The sequence below is a fragment of the Psychrobacter piscatorii genome (assembly GCF_904846415.1).
Taxonomy (GTDB): Bacteria; Pseudomonadota; Gammaproteobacteria; order Pseudomonadales; family Moraxellaceae; genus Psychrobacter; species Psychrobacter piscatorii.
Genome location: NZ_CAJHAR010000005.1, coordinates 84451 through 103614, shown reverse-complemented (window position 1 = coordinate 103614; position 19164 = coordinate 84451). Strand labels below are relative to the sequence as shown.

Genomic DNA, 19164 nt, shown 5'->3' with positions numbered 1-19164 from the left:
TCTAGTTGCTAACCTTCGGTATCAGCTTAGCAAAAGCTCATGTCTACTTATGTATCAATATGAATGTGAGTTTATTTTCTTTTCTACTTGCGCTTATCGCTCACTGGCTTATCATAAACGGTATTTATATGATCACTGATTGTAAGATATGAATAATCTGATCAACCCAAACAAGCAGACAGCCAATAAGCCTCTATCTATATGCCTACCGATAAAAACAAGATTGCCGTTAGTAACTCAACAGTCTTTGCAACAACAGCAGATGTTAAACAATGGATCAAAACGCAAGCGCAAACATTAGGATTTGCTGATTGTGGGTTTTTATCTGTTCATCATCCACTGTTTGCTAAGCAAATCGAACAACTACAGAAGTGGCTGGATAAAGGCTATGAGGGTCAATTGCAGTTCATGCACAACAACCATCATCTGCGCGCTCATCCTGAGCAATTGGTAGATGGCGCAAAGACCATTATTAGTGTACGTATGGATTACCTCACCCAAGCCCCGACGCCACGTGCTGTCACAGATAATGACCATCCCAATCAAGGCATCATTGCGCGTTATGCAAGAGGTCGCGATTACCATAAGACAATGCGTAGCCGTTTAAAGCAATTGGCGCTGAATATCGAAGCTATGCTTCCTGAATGGCAACATCTCGATATTGGTTCAGATAAAGAGTTTGTTTTTAGACCCTTTAGTGATTCTGCGCCTATCTTTGAGCGCCCTATTGCAGATGCTGCTGGTCTGGGCTGGACAGGTAAGCACACGTTATTAATAAATAAACAAGCTGGCTCGTTTTTTGTGCTGGGTGAACTTTTTTTAAGCTTAGAGCTGCCCGATGACCAGCCTGTTAAAGAGCATTGTGGCAGTTGTAGCGCTTGTATTGATGTATGCCCTACCCAAGCAATTGTAGCGCCTTATGAGCTCAATGCCTCTGCCTGCATTTCTTATTTAACGATTGAGCACGATGGCGTTATTGATACCAAGTATCGACGCGCGATTGGCAATCGAGTGTTTGGCTGTGATGACTGTCAGCTAATCTGTCCGTGGAATCGCTATGCCAACCTGACTACCGTTGAGGACTTCGTACCAAGGCATGGGCTTGATAACAGCAGTTTGCTTGAATTATGGCAATGGCAAGAAGCGGATTTTTTGAAAAATACACAAGGAAGCCCGCTCAGGCGCACAGGCTATATAAATTTCTTACGTAATATCGCGATTGGTCTTGGCAATGCCAATGCCAGTTTGGAAGTGGTTGAGCAGTTAAAATCTAAGCTCACCATACATAGTGCTATGCTAGACGAGCATATCGAGTGGGCATTGGATGAGCAACAAAAAAAGCTGAAGGACAGCATCCATTTTTAGATAGTTCAAGTATTCGCCACTATTGGAAATTCGTGTCTATTGCTATATCGTTTTAAATAATAAAAAAGCCTCTTATAAAAGAGGCTTTTTTATCATCGATTTTTTGTATCGATTATTTATTGCTTATATCATCAATTTATTACGGCTTAGGAATACGTAACACTTGACCTGGATATATTTTATCTGGGTCAGATAGCATTGGCTTGTTGGCTTCAAAAATTTTCATATAATCGCCAGACTCACCGTAAACATCTTTAGCAATCTTAGATAAGCTATCGCCAGATTTTACCGTATACATCGTTGACTCAGGTGCATCTTCTTCGATATCGATATTGTCGATAACCTTAGCAACATTTTGTACGTTACCAATAGCAATAATCGCTTTTTCACGATCGGCTTGAGTCTTGGCATTACCGCTAATTTCTGCCGTATCTGTAGAACCATTATACTTGATTTTTAAATTACTGATATTTAGGTTCTGTTGCTGAATACGACGTAGCAAAATGTTAGCAACTGATTGAGCTGAAGGCTCACTGCTCTTCACTGGTGTATTGGCGTCTGCCTTGGTTTCTGTCTTAGCGTCGTGCTTTTCATCATCACGATTAAAGATTTTATCACCGATATCTTTTGCAAAACTGAACATACCCATATAACTGCTCCTTGAAATATTATTATTTATTATTCATATTTATTTTCGGTAGTGTGTTATTTAACATCACATCACCGTGCTTTGTACTGTTTACCATGATGAGTATAGACAAACGAATCAAATGTGAATAGTAAGAGTATGTTGAGTAATGTTAATTGACGTAGCTTATGTTAATGCAACCGATAAATTAAATCACATTCATAAAAAAACCGCCTATCTATTAAGATAAGCGGCATTATAAAAATTGCTAAACGAATAGCAAATTATAGCTGGGCTTGTACGTAGTCAATTGCTTTTTGAACAGTAGTCAGTTCTGCAGAGTCTTCGTCAGGAATAGTGATACCAAAATCACTCTCAAAAGACATAACCAATTCGACTAGGTCAAGTGAATCTGCGCCTAGATCTTCCATGAATGAAGCATCGTTGTTGATGTCTTCAATGTTCATGCCTAGTTGCTCTGCTACTGCTGATTTTACTCTTAGCTCGATATCATTACTCATATAGATCACTCCGTTATCATCTATTATTTTTAATAAACTGCTATAGCGCCTCATTTAAGCTCTGTAGCATGGTATATAAAATGTGTTTGCCAGACTAGCAATGCTGTCTGAGTACTCTATGACTTGTTACACAGTCTGTCTAATAAAGCCCTGCTATAATACAGGGCTTTGAATCAAAAGTATTCGTTATTATAACACCCTTTATTATAGTTTACACTCGTTCACACAGTTTTTTATTATAACTATGTAACGCCTACATATACATGCCACCATTGACCGGAATAACCGCGCCGGTGATATAGCTGGCTTCATCACTGGCTAAGAAATGTACGGCTGCTGCAATGTCTTCTGGCTGGCCAAGACGGCTGATAGGAACAGCATCTAGCATAGAGTTCAATAGGCGCTCATCAAGCTCATCTGTCATATCCGTTTCGATCAAACCTGGTGCCACACAATTGATAGTCACTTGGCGTGAACCGATTTCACGTGCAAGCGTACGGCTGAACCCTTCTACACCGGCTTTGGTCGCAGCATAGTTAGATTGACCTGCGTTACCCATTTGAGCGACGACGGAGGTTATATTGATAATGCGACCACGACGTGCTTTCATCATGCCACGTACTGCACGCTTACTCATACGGTATACTGATGTCAAATTGGTATCGATGACGTTTTCCCAGTCTTCATCTTTCATACGCATCAATAGACCATCTTGAGTGATACCTGCATTGTTGACGAGTACCTGTACCGCACCGTAAACGCTTTCGATCTCTTCAAACAGTTTATCAATTTGAGCAGTATCACGTACATCTAACACACGACCGATACCGCCAGTATCGTGAAGATAATCATCAATCAGCTCAGCACCTTTCTCTGTAGTGGCTGTGCCAATGACGAAATGTCCTTCTTTAGCAAAGCGTTTAGCAACGGCCTTTCCAATACCACGGCTAGCGCCAGTCACTAATGTAATCGTACGACTCATGATAACACCTCTAATAATTTTTCTAGACGGGCAGGCTTGTCGGTAGGATAGCTCGTAATTGGCTGTGCTTGACGCTTAGCCAAGTTACTGAGCACATTACCGCTGCCACATTCGATTAATATGTTAATTTGCTTATCGGCCAGCTCTTGCATGGTTTTTGACCATAATACAGGCTCACTCAACTGTTCAGTCAATGCTTGCTTGATGCCGACTGCACTAGTTTCAACGCGCGCATAGCGATTTTGAATCACAGGAATGGTCGCTTGATCAAATTGAATACCTGCTAATATCTCAGCTAAGGCATTACTTGCAGGCTCCATTAGTGCACAATGAGATGGCACACTCACTTTTAGGGGCACAGATTTTTTGCCCGTGTTTTTTACTTTGTCGATTACAGCGTTAACGCCAGCAGCGTTACCCGAGATCACTACCTGTCCTGGGCTGTTAAAGTTAGCCGCGCCCACAATGGCACCCTCGACATGCTCTGTTGCTTGCTCACACAGATTTTCGACTCGGTTGTCCTCTAATCCCAACACGGCAGCCATAGCGGTATCTACACCTACAACAGCCTCTTGCATCAACTGACCGCGCTTATGCACTAAGGTGACGGCATCACCAAGCGATATCACATTGGCAGCACACAGGGCGCTGTACTCGCCTAGAGAGTGACCAGCTAAATAGCAAGGAGTCTCTTCTATTTTTTGTTGTAAGACACGCCACATGGCAATGCTAGCTGTCAGTAGCGCTGGCTGAGTATATTGAGTTTGATTGAGTTTTTCTTCATCCTGACAGATTGCCCACAAATCCTCACCAAGTGCCTCACTCGCTTCGGTAAATGTATCGCGTATCTCTGGATAGATTTCAGCAAGCTCACTCGTCATTGCGACTGCTTGAGATCCTTGTCCAGGAAAAATGACCGCGATACGAGCGGGTTGCTTTTTTACCATATCGGGTACAGAAGCCATAACCAATATTCCTTATCTGATTAGAAATATCCCTAAAACAATGGGGTGTATTATATTATTAGATGTGATACAAAGCCGTTAGTTCAATTATTTGTATAAGAAAACGGATTGTCAGTAAACTATACACTGACACATACTATTATCATAGCGGATGCAGACCAAACAACGATAGGAAAACACGATACCAATCAAAAGCACTAACGATATGAGTACGCTTTTCTATCTGCTAAAAATAAAAAGTCATCTAAGCAATGAGTTTAGTCATAAATAACAAAAAGCCAAGTTATCCAGCCACATAATATATGATAGCGAAATAACTTGGCTTTTTTTAGCTCAAAGCTTATTGACTAATGATAGCTGGGCAAATATAACAACAGTCACCAGTACTGTTACTACTTTACCTAGCTATCATAGGACCAATGTCTTAGGCATCTTGACTAACTTTGAATAGCTGACGACCACGGTAGAAACCATCTTTAGTCATGTGATGACGACGATGTTTTTCACCAGTAGTAGCATCTACGCTTAGTTCAGCAATTTCCATACGGTGATGTGAACGGCGCATGTCACGACGAGAACGGCTTTTACGACTTTTTTGAACAGCCATGATATAGCTCCTATACTTAAAAGGGATAAGCTTGAAATTCAGCTTTAGTCGATACTGACAGAGGCTATATAATCACAACAACCTAAGTCTGAAGCATCATTAGTTAAATAGATTGTTACTTACATAAAGCGCTAACTATGTCTGAAATTTATAAAAAATTTACCTAGTCAGCTTCTATCAGCACGCAACAGGTTGCTCGAATGCAATAAACCGGACATTATACGCATGTTTATTAGATTAATAAAGCCCTGCCTTGCACTCTTCTGTACAAAGCAGATAAAAGGCTTCTCAAATACATTGAATAAATAAGTTTGGCTCTTATAGCTTACCTTTTAAGGAGGCTAAAGCAGCGAATGGATTTTCATTCTCTTCTTCTTCTGGTATCTCGCCAAACTGCTCAACTGACATCTCACAATCATCATGCTTTGGCGCCATTGGTGTTTTTAGCAAGATCTCATCTTCTACCAGTTTTTTAAATGGTAATAGACGCTCGGGAGACTGCTCGGTGACGATTTCATCAAGTAACAAATAATCTTGCTCGTCATTAACCAGACGCACTTGGCTGTCATTTTCAAGTAGTGCGATGTCGTAATCATCAGATAAGTCTATCGCAATTGGTTGTAAACAGCGTTGGCACGTTAGCCAAACATCACCTGTCAACGTAAATGCCAAATGCAAAACATTATTACGACGATAGAGTTCAGCATTTAGCTGAGTGTTTGACTGATCATGCTCGGTACTCAATGTCGTGGCAAGACGCTCGAAAGAGTTTGGATCGACTTCGCCTGACCACTCAAAACCCGTGTCTGCCCACTTGTCCAAAGAAATGTGCTCAGGCATGCTAGTAGATACAGGCGCTTTTTTATTGTCAGCGCAAGGTGCTGACGGTTTAGTTTCTGGAGTGCTTGACATGCGCGGCCTCATTCATAAAAACGGTGTATAATATTGCCTGCCATACTAACGGAAAGTGCCATATTCTGCTAGCGCTAGTATGTTAAGATTTTTTGATAGCAAATATGTTCAAGCTTTTTTACTACTTACTTTTTTACCTAAAATTTTTTGCCTTTAATATTTATTAAGTCAATGTCTTCTCTATGAATCTACCTGATAATAAAATTAATTTTTCTGATTTGCTTTCTCCTGCTACAGCAAGTTCGTTGCTGCAATATCTTACTCAACTAGGGCGTCATACTGAAAATGCTCCTAGCAATAGACTGTGCCTCGATGAAGATGCGTATTTAAACAAATGGAGAAATCAGTGGCAAAGGTTGTCTCCTACTCAGCCTGGCAATACTCACTCAACAGAATGGATAGTTGATAGCGAACGATTAGCTACCGATTGGCTCATACAGCTATTTAATACTTTATTTACTAACCAGCAAGTGATATTGGTTCGTAGTGGAGGTGAGCCAGAGTATTTCCCTGCTCAAGACAATGAGCCTGCCAGAATTGAATTCGCTCATGGATTTTTTGCCAGTGCCCTGCACGAATTAAGTCATTGGTGCATGGCTGGTGACGCTCGTAGACAATTACCTGACTTTGGTTACTGGTATGCCCCAGATGGTCGGACAGAGGCTCAGCAGCAAGCATTTGAGCGTGTAGAAATCAAACCTCAAGCATTGGAGTGTCTATTTACTCTGGCGTGTGGGCGAAACTTCCAAGTCTCACAGGACAATTTGTTTGCCGACTTTGATACGAGCAATAGCACCTTTGCTAGTGATGTCTATCAGCAAGTAGAAAGCTATATAGCCAAACCTTATACTCTGCCGCGTGACGCTAAGACTTTACTGACTGCTTTGCTTAGCGTTTGTACTTCTTTATCTGAAATCAACGATTAATTCAAATTACTAAGTGTTCCTACTTATTAACGATTTTCTACGGTTGGTAACGCCTTGCCACTAAACTTATATTTGCTTTAAGCTATACTGATAACTAAAGTAGTATTTTAAAAATACAGATTTGCTTAATTTTTAAAATAACTTTTTTAATATGTCCAATGATTGAACTACATCGAATTAATGAAAAATTTGTCTCAATTAAAAACCAATAATTATAAAATAAGGAACCATTATGGAAGTCTTCTACATTCATCCAGACAATCCGCAGCCACGTCTCATTGAGCAAGCCGCTGACCTACTACGCAAAGACCAATTAATCATTTACCCAACCGATACCAGTTATGCTTTCGGTTGTCGATTAGGTGCAAAAGACGCTTTGACTAAGCTCAAGCAAATTCGTGAGCTTGACGATAAGCATCAATTTACACTGTTATGCCGTGACCTAAGCGAAATTGCCAACTATGCAACCGTGGATAACGTACAATTTAAGCAACTTAAAGCCCACACCCCTGCCCCTATCACTTTCATCCTCAATGCAACAAAAGATGTACCCAAAAAACTGGCGCATGCGAAGAAAAAAACCATTGGTATTCGTGTGCCTAGTAATCCAATTGCTCAGGCATTATTAGAAGCGATGGATGAACCTATTCTGACCAGCTCGTTAATTCTTCCCAATCGAGATGATATATTGGATGATCCATTTGAGATTGAAGACTTATTAGGTAATCAAATAGACGCACTCATCAACGCAGGTATAAAAACGACTAAACTGACCACCATTGTAGATATGACTAGTAGCCGCCCTGAAGTCATTAGACAAGGTGCTGCTAATGTCGATTCATTACTACTGTGATCAGATAGCAATATGATTAACTAGTTTTAAGCACAAAAAAAAAGCTCCAATTGAATTGGAGCTTTTTTATAAAATATGTCTTTAATGCAAAACTAGTCGCGATCAACTAATTCTACATAAGCCATTGGCGCGTTGTCACCATCACGGTAACCACATTTTACGATACGCAAATAACCACCTGGACGCGTCTGGTAACGAGGACCTAACGTGCCAAATAATTTGCCTACCATAGCTTTGCTACGCATACGGCTGAATGCTAAACGACGGTTAGCAACGCTGTCTTCTTTAGCCATAGTGATCAATGGCTCGGCAACGCGACGTAGTTCTTTAGCTTTTGGTAAAGTTGTTTTGATCAGTTCATGCTCAAATAATGAGTTGGTCATGTTCTGAAACATTGCCTTACGATGACTGCCGGTACGACCCAGCTTGACTCCACTCTTACGATGGCGCATAGTCAAAAATCCTTAAAGTTTAACGGCTACGATAAGAAAAGCGATCATCAACACGTAAATCAGCTGGTGGCCAGTTATCTAGGCGCATACCGAGCTCTAAATCTTTAGACGCTAATACGTCCTTGATTTCTGTTAATGATTTCTTACCAAGATTTGGGGTTTTTAGAAGTTCAGTCTCTGAACGCTGTACCAAATCACCGATATAGTAAATGTTTTCAGCTTTCAAGCAGTTGGCTGAGCGAACCGTTAGTTCAAGATCGTCCACAGGGCGTAATAGCACCGGATCAACCTCTTCTTTTTCTTTCACAGGCTCAGGCGCTTCTTCAGCTTCTAGGTCAACAAAGATAGAGATCTGTTGCTGTAAAATAGTTGCTGCTTTACGAATTGCTTCTTCTGGATCTATAGTGCCATTAGTTTCAAGCTCAACGATAAGACGATCAAGATCAGTACGCTGCTCAACGCGAGCGTTCTCAACCTGATAAGCAACACGAAGCACAGGACTAAAACTTGCATCAAGCTTTAAGCGTCCAATTGCTCTGGTATCACCATCTTCACGGCGCTGGTTTGCTGGCTCATATCCACGACCCATCACTACACGCAAACGCATCTTAAGATGACCACGGTCGCTCAATGTACCCAAGACCAATTCTGGATTGATGATGTCAACATTGTGCGGTAACGCGATGTCTGCAGCAGTAATAGTGCCTGGACCTTGTTTATCCAAGGTCAAAAATACTTCATTTTGGTCATGAAGGGTAATCGCCAAGCCTTTTAGGTTCAAAAGCAGGTCAAGTACGTCTTCTTGTAGTCCTTCAAGCGTTGAGTATTCATGGTCAACACCATCAATCTCCGCTTCAATGACTGCAGCACCAGGTAATGAAGATAACAAGATGCGACGCAGAGCATTACCTAGGGTATGCCCAAAGCCGCGTTCTAACGGTTCGAGCGTGACTTTCGCAATCGTTTCGTTAACCGTGTCCACATTAATGGCGTTCGGCGTTAGAAACTCAGTTGCATTTAGCATCATGATGTCACCTCGATTTATTAAACTGGTTTAATTAACGTTAATTGCTCAATGCCATTTTCATAACATTGAGCATGACGTTATTACTTAGAGTATAGCTCAACGATCAAGCTTTCGTTGATTTCAGCAGGTAGATCAATACGATCAGGCGCTTTTTTGAACGTGCCTTGTAGTTTGCTGTGATCAACATCAAGCCATTCTGGAATACCACGTTGTGTCGCTAGTTCGATAGCGTTTTTGATACGTAGCTGTTCGCGAGACTTCTCTTGGATAGCGATGACATCACCATCTTGAAGCTGAATTGATGGAATGTTCACACGAACAAACTCATCACGACCAGCTTTTTTTACCATAACAGTACGATGACTGACTAGCTGACGTGCTTCAGCGCGAGTTGAGCCAAAGCCCATGCGATATACCACGTTGTCTAGACGGCTCTCAAGCATAGCTAACAAGTTCTCACCAGTAGCACCGCGCTTACGAGCAGCTTCTTTATAGTAATTAGCGAACTGACGCTCTAATACACCGTAGATACGCTTAACTTTTTGCTTTTCACGCAACTGTAGAGCATATTCTGAGGTCTTGTTACGGCTTACACCGTGTTGACCTGGTGGACGACCAGCTTTTTTCGTTTTTACGTCGTATGGTTTAACGCCAGACTTAAGACCTAAGTCAGTGCCTTCACGACGTGATAATTTAAGTTTTGGTCCAATATAACGGGCCATTGTTATGTCTCCTATAAGCTTTTGGGATAAAAAGCTTCGTCTTTAATATTAGACGCGGCGCTTTTTCGGCGCACGGCAACCATTGTGTGGGATTGGGGTTACATCAGAGATGCTGTTAACTTTATAACCCAATGCACCTAGTGCTCTTACCGCAGACTCACGACCCGGTCCTGGTCCTTTGACCAAAACGTCGATATTCTTAACACCATATTCTTGAGCCGCTTTACCAGCGACTTCAGCTGCAACCTGAGCTGCAAATGGTGTAGATTTACGTGAACCACGGAAGCCTTGTCCACCTGAAGTGGCCCAAGCCAATGCATTACCTTGACGATCGGTAATCGTAACAATGGTGTTATTAAAAGACGCATGGATATGGGCGATGCCCTCCGATACTGAACGACGAGTCACCTTTTTGCGACTACGAGTGTCTTTTGCCATCTTTTAGCTTCCTAAGTTAATTATCTTTTGAGAGGACGTGTCGGACCCTTGCGAGTACGAGCGTTGTTCTTGGTGTTCTGACCTCTAACTGGTAGGTTACGACGATGGCGGATGCCACGGTAACAACCAAGATCAACTAAACGCTTAATATTCATTGAAACTTCACGACGAAGGTCACCTTCAGTCATGTAATTTGCAACTTGTGCACGGATAGCATCTAACTGTGTATCATCTAACTGACTAACTTTAGTAGTAGGGGCAATGCCAACTGCTTCTAAGATTTTCTGAGCAGTGGTACGACCTACACCAAAGATGTAAGTTAGTGAAATAACAGCATGCTTATTATCCGGAATGTTTACGCCGGCAATACGAGCCATTGATTTCTCTCCATTAAAGAAAAATAAGCGTTATTTATCAATAAGGCATTATTCTTCAGATTTGTTGCTGTTAATACTAGATTTTTTATAACGATAGTCGTTCTTTTGACTTAGTTGAAAGCCTATCGATCGAAAACATTATAAAACATTCTGCATAAACACGGCAAGTGGCGGATGATATCGCATCCGCCGTTATTTTTCAAGTATTAATTTATTTGGTAACAAAAGTTAAAAAACTCATGCTATCAAATATTAACCTTGACGTTGCTTGTGGCGCGGTTCTGCTGTACAGATAATATGTACACGGCCTTTACGGCGCACAACTTTACAGCTACCACAAATCTTTTTAACTGATGCTTGAACTTTCATAGCATGCTCCTTGAAATATCGTACCGCTCATTAAGGTTGAGTGGGCGATTGAATTAACGTCTGATCATGATATTGATGGGTCATCAAATGCGCTTGAATCTGCGAGATGAAATCCATTACCACAACCACCATAATCAGTAGCGACGTACCACCAAGTTGAAACGGTACACCAAACGATGACTGGACGACCATTGGCATTAAACAAATAACCGTCATATACATCGCGCCAATAAAGGTCAGTCGGTTTAATACATGATCGAGGTAACGCTGAGTTTGTTGTCCGGGGCGAATACCTGGGATATACGCACCACTACGTTTAAGGTTCTCTGCTACTTCACGTGGACTAAATACTAGCGCCGTATAAAAATAACAGAAGAAAATAATCATTGCACCAAACAGTACTAAATATAGCGGTTGTCCAGGAGACAGTACCAATGCCATATTTTGTAGTATTTTTTGTACGAAGGTAGGATCAGTTGATTGACCGACCCACTGCCCTAAACTCGCTGGAAACAGCAACAAAGAACTGGCAAAAATAGCTGGGATAACCCCTGCCATGTTGAGCTTCAACGGCAGATGTGACTGCTGCTGAGCATAGATTTTGCGACCTTGCTGTTGCTTCTGTGCATAGTTGACAGGAACACGGCGCTGAGCACGTTCGATATAAACGATGCCTGCAGTGACCGCGATGCCTAACAATACAAAAATAAATAGTACAATCAAGTTCATTTGACCTTGATTGACCTGTTCGATAGATTGTGAAATCATACCTGGCGTACCAGCAACAATACTCGCAAAAATGAGCATTGATATACCATTACCAACGCCACGTTCTGTAATCTGCTCACCAAGCCACATTAAGAACATTGCGCCCGCTACCAATGAAGTAACGGCTGGAATATAAAAAGTCAAACCAGATGATAAGGTAAGATTTTGGCTGATTAAGCCAGCACACATTCCTAATGACTGTACTAGTGCTAAAGCAAGCGTTCCTTGACGGGTATACTTGTTCAGCTTGCGTCGTCCCGCTTCACCCTCTTTTTTGAGAGCTTCAAGCGATGGCAATACCGCAGACATCATCTGTACGATAATCGATGCTGAGATATATGGCATGATGCCAAGCGCCATAATAGACATACGCTCTAGCGCACCACCTGAGAACATGTTAAACATGCTCAAAATGGTATTTTCGTTGCGCGAAAACAGATCAGCCAGATTAACCGGATTGATACCCGGGACTGGAATGTGCGACCCTAAACGATAAACAATCAATGCGCCGATTAAGAATAATAAACGCGACCATAGCTCATCATACTTGCGTATAAATGCGAATGGATTAAGCGGTATACCAGCCGATGACATTGATTGTTTTGACACGTTACTACTCCTCGATGCTACCACCAGCAGCTTCGATTGCTTGCTTAGCACCTTTAGTCACTTTGATACCTTTAAAGGTATAAGCCTTAGTGACTTCGCCTGATAGCATTACACGAGCACGTTTCATATCGTGACGGATAAGGTTAGCAGCTTTAAGTGTTTCAAGGCTAACTACATCGCCTTCAATTTTATTCAGTTCAGAAAGACGTACTTCAGCAGTCTTCATAGCCAGTTTACTGGTAAAACCAAATTTTGGTAGACGACGATATAAAGGCATCTGACCACCTTCAAATCCTGAGCGAATGCTAGAACCTGAACGAGATTTCTGACCTTTTACACCACGACCACCAGTCTTACCAAGACCTGAACCGATACCACGACCACGACGTTGGGCAGTTTTCTTTGCGCCAACACCTGGTGATAATTCATTTAATCTAAGACCCATTACGCTTCCTCCACTTTTACCATGTAGTTAACGCGATTAACCATGCCACGTGTCGAAGGAGTATCTTCTACTACAACAGTGTGATTAATGCGGCGTAAACCCAATCCTTTCAAGCTCGCTTTGTGGCTCTTTAGGCGATGGGCACCCGATTTAAATTGAGTGACTTTCATTTTTTTCATCGTAACTCACCTAGTCTAAGTTAACCCAAGATTTCGTCTACAGATTTACCACGTTTAGCTGCCATCTTCTCTGGAGTTGACATATCACGTAAACCGTTAAACGTCGCGCGAACAACGTTAGCAGTATTGGTAGAACCATAACATTTAGTCAAAACATCTTTGACACCAGCAACTTCTAATACAGCACGCATTGCGCCACCAGCGATTACGCCAGTACCTTCAGATGCAGGCTGCATGTAGACTTTACTAGCACCATGACGTGCTTTGATCGGATGATACAAAGTTGCATCATTTAGCTCAACAGTAATCATATTACGTTTGGCAGCTTCTAGTGCTTTTTGGATAGCAGCAGGCACTTCACGCGCTTTACCACGACCAAAACCAACACGACCATTACCATCACCCACTACGGTCAACGCAGTGAAAGAGAAAATACGACCACCTTTAACAACTTTTGCAACGCGATCAACGGTAACTAAGCGTTCTACTAGACCGTCAGTCTGTTCATTTTTATCATTTTTATCATTTCTAGCCATGATTAAAACTCCAATCCGTTTTCGCGAGCAGCTTCTGCTAAAGCTTTAACTCGACCATGATATTTGAAACCACTACGGTCAAAGGCAACTTTAGTAATGCCAGCTGCTTTTGCGCGTTTTGCGATCATTTGGCCTACAGACGTTGCTGAATCAGCATTACCAGTCGCGCCTGAACGCAAGCTGCTGTCTAAGGTAGATGCCTGAGCAATCACTTCACCACCATTTGGAGAGATAATCTGGGCATAAATATGTTTTGACGTGCGGTTAACCGTTAAGCGATGAACGCCTAAGAAACGGATATGTGCGCGTGTTTTCTTAGCTCGACGCAGACGAGCTGCTTTTTTATCAAACATTTCAACTCACCTTATTTTTTCTTAGCTTCTTTGCGAATCACATGCTCGTCACTATAACGAATACCTTTACCTTTATAAGGCTCAGGTGGGCGGAAACCACGGATATTAGCCGCTGCTTGACCAAGCTGCTGTTTATTGTTTGATTTCAAAACAATTTCAGTTTGCGTTGGGGTTTCAGCTGACACACCTTCAGGTAACGTGTACTCTACTGGATGAGAGTAACCAACGTTCAAGGTTACTTTGTTACCAGCGACTTGTGCGCGATAACCAACACCAATCAATTGAAGACGTCTTTCAAAGCCTTCGTTCACGCCTTTAACATAGTTGTTAATAAGAGCGCGCATGGTGCCAGTGTGCATCATAGCTTCTTTTGAATCGACTGTAGGTGAGAAAATGATAGCATCATCTTCCTGTTTCAGCTCGACCAATTCATGCAGGTGTAAAGACATAGTACCGTTCTTGCCTTTAACTTCGACCTGCCGATCGTTCAAAGTAACGCTTACGCCATTTGGCAGCGTCACTGGGGCTTTAGCCACACGAGACATAGGAATATTCCTTAAAAAATTTAACTTCTTTATATTAGCGAAAAAACTAACAGGCTAAAAAGCGTGTTAGTTTAGCATAGTTGACTGTGTTAGACACCTATCAATTTGAAATAATTTAACATTACTCAATCGATAGAAGTCTAACAAATATCAAATAGACTTCATCGTCGTATAGCTTACGCTACAAATGCAACGATTTCACCACCGATACCAGCAGCGCGTGCAGCACGATCGCTCATGATACCTTGGCTAGTAGATACGATAGCAACACCCATACCTTGCTTAACAGTAGGGATTTCGTCTTTACCGCGGAACTGGCGAAGACCAGGACGGCTATAACGTTGAATAGTTTCGATAACCGCACGGCCTTCGAAGTATTTCAATTCAATAGTAAGGGTTGCTTTGTTGTTTTCTTGCTCAGTAACAACAGCGCTCGCCACATAACCTTCGCTAACTAGCAAATCAGCAATTGATTTACGTAATTTAGAGCTCGGCATTGCTACCGATACTTTGTTAGCCATTTGTGCGTTACGGATACGGGTTAGCATATCCCCAACGGTATCTTGCATACTCATATAGTTACTCCTTACCAGCTTGCTTTACGAACACCAGGCACATCGCCTTGCATGACACGCTCACGCAGCATATTGCGTGATAAGCCAAACTTGCGGAAGTAACCGTGAGGACGACCGGTGATAGCACAACGATTACGCAGACGTACTGGTGATGAGTTGCGTGGAAGAGCTTGTAGCTCTAACATCGCTTCCATACGAGCTTCGTCACTTGCAGTCATATCACTGATAGTTTCTTTTAGCTTGATACGCTTTTCAGCATATTTAGCAACCATTTTTTCGCGCTTTAATTCGCGGTTAATCATGCTCTTCTTTGCCATAACGTCTTTACCTTATTTAAATGGGAAGCCGAATGCTTTAAGCAACGCACGACCTTCTTCATCAGATTGAGCTGACGTGGTGATTGTCACATCCATACCACGGATACGATCAATCTTGTCAAAATCTACTTCTGGGAATACGATCTGTTCTTTGATACCCAATGAGTAGTTACCACGTCCGTCAAAGGCTTTAGGTGAAAAACCGCGGAAATCACGAATACGAGGAATTGCAATGGCAACGAGACGATCTAAAAATTCGTACATTTGCTCACCGCGTAGCGTTACTTTACAGCCAATTGGCCATTCTTCACGAATCTTAAAGCCAGCAACTGATTTACGCGCTTTGGTGACAACAGGTTTTTGACCAGCAATCGCGGTCATGTCAGCTACAGCCCCTTCAAGCAATTTCTTGTCTTGAGACGCGCCGCCTACACCCATGTTAAGTGTGATTTTAGTGATTTTAGGCACTTGCATCACATTGTCCAAACCAAGATCTTCTTTGATTTGCTGCTTTAATTTATCGTTATATAAAGATTTTAATCTTGCCATTACCATTACACCCTTAGTGTCTTACGCAGTCGCCACTACTTCACCGTTTGAACGATAGACGCGTTGTTTCTTGCCGTCTTCGCCAAACTGATAAGTAATACGGTCTGCTTTTTGGGTTTGCGCATTTAAGATTGCGACATTTGAGATATGCAAAAAAGCTTCTTGCTTAAGAATGCCACCTTCAACGCCAGTCGCCTGATTTGGCTTCTGATGTTTAGTGACAATATTAATGCCTTCAACTTTAATACGATCGTTTTTTACAGCTTGTACAGTACCTTGCTTGCCTTTGTCTTTCCCAGCAATCACGATAACTGTATCGCCTTTACGTAATTTTGACATGGATTACCTCACAATACTTCTGGTGCTAGTGATACAATTTTCATAAACTGATCACCACGTAGTTCACGAGTTACCGGTCCAAAAATACGAGTTGCAATCGGCGCTTTGTTTTGGTTCAACAATACCGCAGCATTGTCATCAAAACGTAACACAGAACCATCTGGACGACGAACGCCTTTTTTGGTGCGTACAACTACTGCATTCATCACGTCGCCTTTTTTAACACGACCACGAGGAATGGCTTCTTTAACCGTTACTTTAATAATGTCGCCAACTGATGCATAACGACGATGAGAACCACCCAGTACTTTAATGCACTGAACTCGCCTTGCACCGCTATTGTCTGCAACTTCCAGCATTGACTCAACCTGAATCATAGCGTTACTCCACACGTATGAGCAATAAAAACCAGTTGCTGCCGCTAGCACAGAATGAGTAGGACGGCATTTTAATATAAATAACCGCGACTTACTCTTAATGTGAGTGATATACGCTCGGCGCAATCAGCATCCTTAAAAAGGCGGCTATTTTAACAGCTTCTGGCTTTTAATGCAATTTACTTAGATTTTTTCTACTTTTTCAACCACATCGACTAAAGTCCAAGACTTAGTTTTTGAGATTGGACGCGTTTCTTTGATACGGACAAGGTCGCCTTGCTGGCAAACGTTGTTCTCATCATGTGCTTTGATTTTAGTAGAACGACGAAGCTGTTTGCCATACAAAGGATGACGAACCAGACGCTCAATCAAAACTGTGATGGACTTGTCCATCTTGTCGCTGACAACTCGTCCTGTCAATACGCTAGCATTGGTAGCTGTTTGATTGTTATCGCTCATGAGTCGCCTCGTTGTTTCTCGTTGATCAAAGTCTGAAGCTGAGCAATCGTGCGACGATTGCCTCTGACTTCATGGGTATTACCCAACTGACCAGTTGCTTTAGCCATACGAATACGGAAAGCATCAAGTTGCTTTTCATCAAGTAACTGGGTCAGTTCTTCTAATGATTTATCACGTAATTCACTGATCTTCATTACATTATCGTCCGCTTAACAATGGTAGTTTTAAAGGGCAGTTTTGCTGCAGCAAGCGTGAAAGCTTCACGTGCAAGCTCTTCTGGCACCCCTTCAATTTCATATAGCACTTTACCAGGCTTGATTTCGCATACCCAATACTCGACTGGACCTTTACCTTTACCCATACGTACTTCTAATGGCTTGTTAGTAATAGGCTTGTCTGGGAATACACGAATCCAAATCTTACCGCCACGCTTAATTTTACGAGTGATGGTACGACGTGCTGCTTCGATTTGACGGGCTGTCATACGACCGCGCGTCAATGATTTTAGACCAATTTGTCCGAATGCAACGGTGCTTCCACGATGAGCTAGCCCAGTGTTACGACCTTTGTGCATTTTACGAAACTTGGTACGTTTTGGCTGTAACATAGTTTAACCTCTGTCTGAGTTTCGACGGTTTCCGTTTCCGCGACCACGGCGTTTTGGCGCACGAGTCTGCTCTTCTTTGACGGGATTATAAACACTGTTCATACCGTCAAGGATCTCTCCGCGGAAAATCCAAACTTTAACACCGATGGTGCCGTAAGTTGTCTCTGCACGAATTGACGCATAGTCAATATCAGCACGAAGTGTATGCAATGGCACACGGCCTTCACGATACCATTCGCTACGAGCAATCTCAGCACCGCCAAGACGACCAGACAGCTCAACTTTAATACCTTTAGCACCAGAACGCATGCTGTTTTGTACGGCGCGCTTCATCGCACGACGGAACATAACACGACGCTCAAGCTGGCTACTGATACCTTCTGCTACCAAACGTGCATCAAGGTCAGGTGACGTGATTTCTTCAATGTTGACCTGAGCAGGCACGCCCATAATTTTGGTCAATTCTTTTTGAAGTCTTTCGATATCTTCGCCTTTCTTACCGATAACGATACCAGGGCGCGCAGTGGCGATGGTAATCTTAGCAGCGCCAGTAGGACGCTCGATCATGATGTTGCTGATCATTGCGTTATCTAGCTTTTTGCGTAAATATTCACGGACTTGAATGTCGTTGATTAGGTATTCTGAGTATTGTTTAGGGTTAGCATACCAGTTTGCATTATGCTTTTTTACAACACCAAGACGAATTCCGATTGGATGTACTTTTTGACCCATAACTTATTCTCCTACCTTTATAGTGATGTGACAAGTACGCTTGCTGATACGATCAGCGCGACCTTTGGCACGTGGTAGGATACGTTTTAGCGTAATGCCTTCATCAACATAGATAGTAGCGACTTTAAGGTCGTCGATATCTAGGCCGTGATTATGTTCGGCATTGGCGATGGCTGAGTTAAGACATTTCTTAACAAACACAGCGCCTTTTTTATTGCTATACGTTAGGATATCCAAAGCACGCTCAATAGATTTGCCACGAACTTCATCAGCAACGAGTCTAACTTTTTGTGCCGATATGGCGGCACCGCGTAATTTTGCAGTTACTTCCATGGTAAGCACCTTATCTCTTAGCTTTTTTGTCAATGCCATGACCACGATACGTACGAGTCGGGGCAAATTCACCTAGTTTATGACCAACCATCTGCTCACTTACGATAACCGGTACGTGAGTACGGCCGTTGTGGACAGATAAAGTTAGGCCAACCATTTGTGGTAGGATCATCGAGCGGCGCGACCAAGTTTTAATTGGCTTGCGTGAGTTGGTGTCTAATGCATTCTCAACTTTAGCAAATAAGTGCGCGTCTATGAATGGACCTTTTTTCAATGAACGAGGCATGAAATTCTTCC

Annotated in this window: 32 protein-coding genes; 3 read left to right on the top strand and 29 right to left on the bottom strand. The window is 42.3% G+C overall.

All coding sequences use genetic code 11. The annotated features are described in order from the left end of the window. The first annotated feature begins 201 nt into the window (after positions 1-201). Positions 202-1365 carry a tRNA epoxyqueuosine(34) reductase QueG gene (gene queG / locus JMX83_RS03740; RefSeq protein WP_201599225.1) on the top strand — a complete coding sequence of 388 codons (1164 nt, stop codon included), beginning with the start codon at positions 202-204 and terminating at the stop codon, positions 1363-1365. Between the two features lie 139 nt (positions 1366-1504). Here queG and lysM read toward each other — a convergent pair whose 3' ends face one another. From lysM to JMX83_RS03710, 6 genes are all read right to left on the bottom strand, one after another. Continuing rightward, on the bottom strand, positions 1505-2014 hold the full coding sequence (lysM, locus tag JMX83_RS03735) for a peptidoglycan-binding protein LysM (protein WP_201599224.1): 510 nt from the start codon (positions 2012-2014) through the stop codon (positions 1505-1507). A 263-nt stretch (positions 2015-2277) separates the two neighbouring features. Further along, the gene (gene acpP / locus JMX83_RS03730; RefSeq protein WP_058025368.1) at positions 2278-2514 is read right to left on the bottom strand and encodes an acyl carrier protein; all 237 of its coding nucleotides are present in this window, start codon (positions 2512-2514) and stop codon (positions 2278-2280) included. Positions 2515-2767: 253 nt separating this feature from the next. Then, positions 2768-3496 carry a 3-oxoacyl-ACP reductase FabG gene (gene fabG / locus JMX83_RS03725; RefSeq protein WP_057758813.1) on the bottom strand — a complete coding sequence of 243 codons (729 nt, stop codon included), beginning with the start codon at positions 3494-3496 and terminating at the stop codon, positions 2768-2770. Next, positions 3493-4461 carry an ACP S-malonyltransferase gene (gene fabD / locus JMX83_RS03720; RefSeq protein ID WP_201599223.1) on the bottom strand — a complete coding sequence of 323 codons (969 nt, stop codon included), beginning with the start codon at positions 4459-4461 and terminating at the stop codon, positions 3493-3495. The genes fabG and fabD overlap by 4 nt, the downstream gene beginning before the upstream one ends. Before the next feature lie 424 nt (positions 4462-4885). After that, on the bottom strand, positions 4886-5068 hold the full coding sequence (gene rpmF, locus JMX83_RS03715; RefSeq protein WP_057758809.1) for a 50S ribosomal protein L32: 183 nt from the start codon (positions 5066-5068) through the stop codon (positions 4886-4888). Positions 5069-5386: 318 nt separating this feature from the next. Then, positions 5387-5980 carry a YceD family protein gene (locus JMX83_RS03710; RefSeq protein WP_201599222.1) on the bottom strand — a complete coding sequence of 198 codons (594 nt, stop codon included), beginning with the start codon at positions 5978-5980 and terminating at the stop codon, positions 5387-5389. 182 nt (positions 5981-6162) lie between these two features. Here JMX83_RS03710 and JMX83_RS03705 point away from each other — a divergent pair, with 182 nt between their 5' ends. Together JMX83_RS03705 and JMX83_RS03700 are read left to right on the top strand one after the other, a co-directional pair. Continuing rightward, positions 6163-6906: an elongation factor P hydroxylase gene (locus tag JMX83_RS03705; RefSeq protein ID WP_201599221.1), complete on the top strand. Its 744-nt coding sequence runs from the start codon at positions 6163-6165 to the stop codon at positions 6904-6906. A 232-nt stretch (positions 6907-7138) separates the two neighbouring features. Further along, on the top strand, positions 7139-7759 hold the full coding sequence (locus JMX83_RS03700) for an L-threonylcarbamoyladenylate synthase (protein WP_201599220.1): 621 nt from the start codon (positions 7139-7141) through the stop codon (positions 7757-7759). Positions 7760-7851: 92 nt separating this feature from the next. Here JMX83_RS03700 and rplQ read toward each other — a convergent pair whose 3' ends face one another. The 23 genes from rplQ to rpsS form a co-directional block, all read right to left on the bottom strand. Next, a complete protein-coding gene (rplQ, locus tag JMX83_RS03695) occupies positions 7852-8211 on the bottom strand; it encodes a 50S ribosomal protein L17 (protein ID WP_021813387.1) in 360 nt (119 codons plus the stop codon). Between the two features lie 19 nt (positions 8212-8230). Beyond that, positions 8231-9238 carry a DNA-directed RNA polymerase subunit alpha gene (locus tag JMX83_RS03690; protein WP_201599219.1) on the bottom strand — a complete coding sequence of 336 codons (1008 nt, stop codon included), beginning with the start codon at positions 9236-9238 and terminating at the stop codon, positions 8231-8233. 80 nt (positions 9239-9318) lie between these two features. Beyond that, positions 9319-9960 (bottom strand): 30S ribosomal protein S4, encoded by a 642-nt coding sequence (gene rpsD, locus JMX83_RS03685; RefSeq protein WP_058025563.1) that lies wholly within the window; start codon positions 9958-9960, stop codon positions 9319-9321. Between the two features lie 48 nt (positions 9961-10008). Beyond that, complete coding sequence (gene rpsK / locus JMX83_RS03680) at positions 10009-10398, bottom strand: 30S ribosomal protein S11 (protein WP_045454458.1); 390 nt, start codon at positions 10396-10398, stop codon at positions 10009-10011. Positions 10399-10418: 20 nt separating this feature from the next. Continuing rightward, entirely contained in the window at positions 10419-10775 is a 357-nt protein-coding gene (gene rpsM, locus JMX83_RS03675; protein WP_021813384.1) for a 30S ribosomal protein S13, read from the bottom strand. A gap of 252 nt (positions 10776-11027) precedes the next feature. Continuing rightward, positions 11028-11144: a 50S ribosomal protein L36 gene (gene rpmJ, locus JMX83_RS03670; protein WP_010196721.1), complete on the bottom strand. Its 117-nt coding sequence runs from the start codon at positions 11142-11144 to the stop codon at positions 11028-11030. A 30-nt stretch (positions 11145-11174) separates the two neighbouring features. Beyond that, positions 11175-12506 carry a preprotein translocase subunit SecY gene (gene secY, locus JMX83_RS03665; RefSeq protein ID WP_178379273.1) on the bottom strand — a complete coding sequence of 444 codons (1332 nt, stop codon included), beginning with the start codon at positions 12504-12506 and terminating at the stop codon, positions 11175-11177. A gap of 19 nt (positions 12507-12525) precedes the next feature. Further along, on the bottom strand, positions 12526-12966 hold the full coding sequence (rplO, locus tag JMX83_RS03660) for a 50S ribosomal protein L15 (protein WP_057758719.1): 441 nt from the start codon (positions 12964-12966) through the stop codon (positions 12526-12528). After that, positions 12966-13145, bottom strand: coding sequence for a 50S ribosomal protein L30 (gene rpmD / locus JMX83_RS03655; protein WP_057758718.1), 180 nt, complete (start codon positions 13143-13145; stop codon positions 12966-12968). Before rpmD ends, rplO begins: the two co-directional genes overlap by 1 nt. 20 nt (positions 13146-13165) lie before the next feature. Then, positions 13166-13681, bottom strand: a complete 516-nt coding sequence (gene rpsE, locus JMX83_RS03650; protein WP_010196711.1) for a 30S ribosomal protein S5 — start codon at positions 13679-13681, stop codon at positions 13166-13168. 2 nt (positions 13682-13683) lie between these two features. After that, the gene (gene rplR / locus JMX83_RS03645) at positions 13684-14034 is read right to left on the bottom strand and encodes a 50S ribosomal protein L18 (RefSeq protein WP_201599218.1); all 351 of its coding nucleotides are present in this window, start codon (positions 14032-14034) and stop codon (positions 13684-13686) included. Positions 14035-14045: 11 nt separating this feature from the next. Beyond that, positions 14046-14579 (bottom strand): 50S ribosomal protein L6, encoded by a 534-nt coding sequence (rplF, locus tag JMX83_RS03640; RefSeq protein WP_201599217.1) that lies wholly within the window; start codon positions 14577-14579, stop codon positions 14046-14048. 176 nt (positions 14580-14755) lie between these two features. After that, on the bottom strand, positions 14756-15154 hold the full coding sequence (rpsH, locus tag JMX83_RS03635) for a 30S ribosomal protein S8 (RefSeq protein ID WP_057758708.1): 399 nt from the start codon (positions 15152-15154) through the stop codon (positions 14756-14758). Positions 15155-15165: 11 nt separating this feature from the next. Further along, complete coding sequence (gene rpsN / locus JMX83_RS03630) at positions 15166-15471, bottom strand: 30S ribosomal protein S14 (protein ID WP_193006033.1); 306 nt, start codon at positions 15469-15471, stop codon at positions 15166-15168. Between the two features lie 12 nt (positions 15472-15483). Beyond that, positions 15484-16020 carry a 50S ribosomal protein L5 gene (rplE, locus tag JMX83_RS03625; RefSeq protein ID WP_057758706.1) on the bottom strand — a complete coding sequence of 179 codons (537 nt, stop codon included), beginning with the start codon at positions 16018-16020 and terminating at the stop codon, positions 15484-15486. 21 nt (positions 16021-16041) lie between these two features. Next, positions 16042-16359 carry a 50S ribosomal protein L24 gene (gene rplX / locus JMX83_RS03620; protein ID WP_011279796.1) on the bottom strand — a complete coding sequence of 106 codons (318 nt, stop codon included), beginning with the start codon at positions 16357-16359 and terminating at the stop codon, positions 16042-16044. An 8-nt stretch (positions 16360-16367) separates the two neighbouring features. Continuing rightward, on the bottom strand, positions 16368-16736 hold the full coding sequence (gene rplN / locus JMX83_RS03615; RefSeq protein WP_010196702.1) for a 50S ribosomal protein L14: 369 nt from the start codon (positions 16734-16736) through the stop codon (positions 16368-16370). A gap of 183 nt (positions 16737-16919) precedes the next feature. Next, positions 16920-17195, bottom strand: coding sequence for a 30S ribosomal protein S17 (gene rpsQ, locus JMX83_RS03610; RefSeq protein ID WP_021813375.1), 276 nt, complete (start codon positions 17193-17195; stop codon positions 16920-16922). Next, positions 17192-17389, bottom strand: coding sequence for a 50S ribosomal protein L29 (gene rpmC, locus JMX83_RS03605; protein ID WP_110923946.1), 198 nt, complete (start codon positions 17387-17389; stop codon positions 17192-17194). The genes rpsQ and rpmC overlap by 4 nt, the downstream gene beginning before the upstream one ends. Then, complete coding sequence (gene rplP, locus JMX83_RS03600) at positions 17389-17802, bottom strand: 50S ribosomal protein L16 (protein ID WP_010196693.1); 414 nt, start codon at positions 17800-17802, stop codon at positions 17389-17391. The genes rpmC and rplP overlap by 1 nt, the downstream gene beginning before the upstream one ends. A 3-nt stretch (positions 17803-17805) precedes the next feature. Then, positions 17806-18534, bottom strand: coding sequence for a 30S ribosomal protein S3 (gene rpsC / locus JMX83_RS03595; RefSeq protein WP_201599216.1), 729 nt, complete (start codon positions 18532-18534; stop codon positions 17806-17808). A 3-nt stretch (positions 18535-18537) separates the two neighbouring features. After that, complete coding sequence (gene rplV / locus JMX83_RS03590; RefSeq protein ID WP_021813373.1) at positions 18538-18867, bottom strand: 50S ribosomal protein L22; 330 nt, start codon at positions 18865-18867, stop codon at positions 18538-18540. Positions 18868-18877: 10 nt separating this feature from the next. After that, the gene (gene rpsS, locus JMX83_RS03585; RefSeq protein ID WP_010196682.1) at positions 18878-19153 is read right to left on the bottom strand and encodes a 30S ribosomal protein S19; all 276 of its coding nucleotides are present in this window, start codon (positions 19151-19153) and stop codon (positions 18878-18880) included. Positions 19154-19164: the final 11 nt, after the last annotated feature.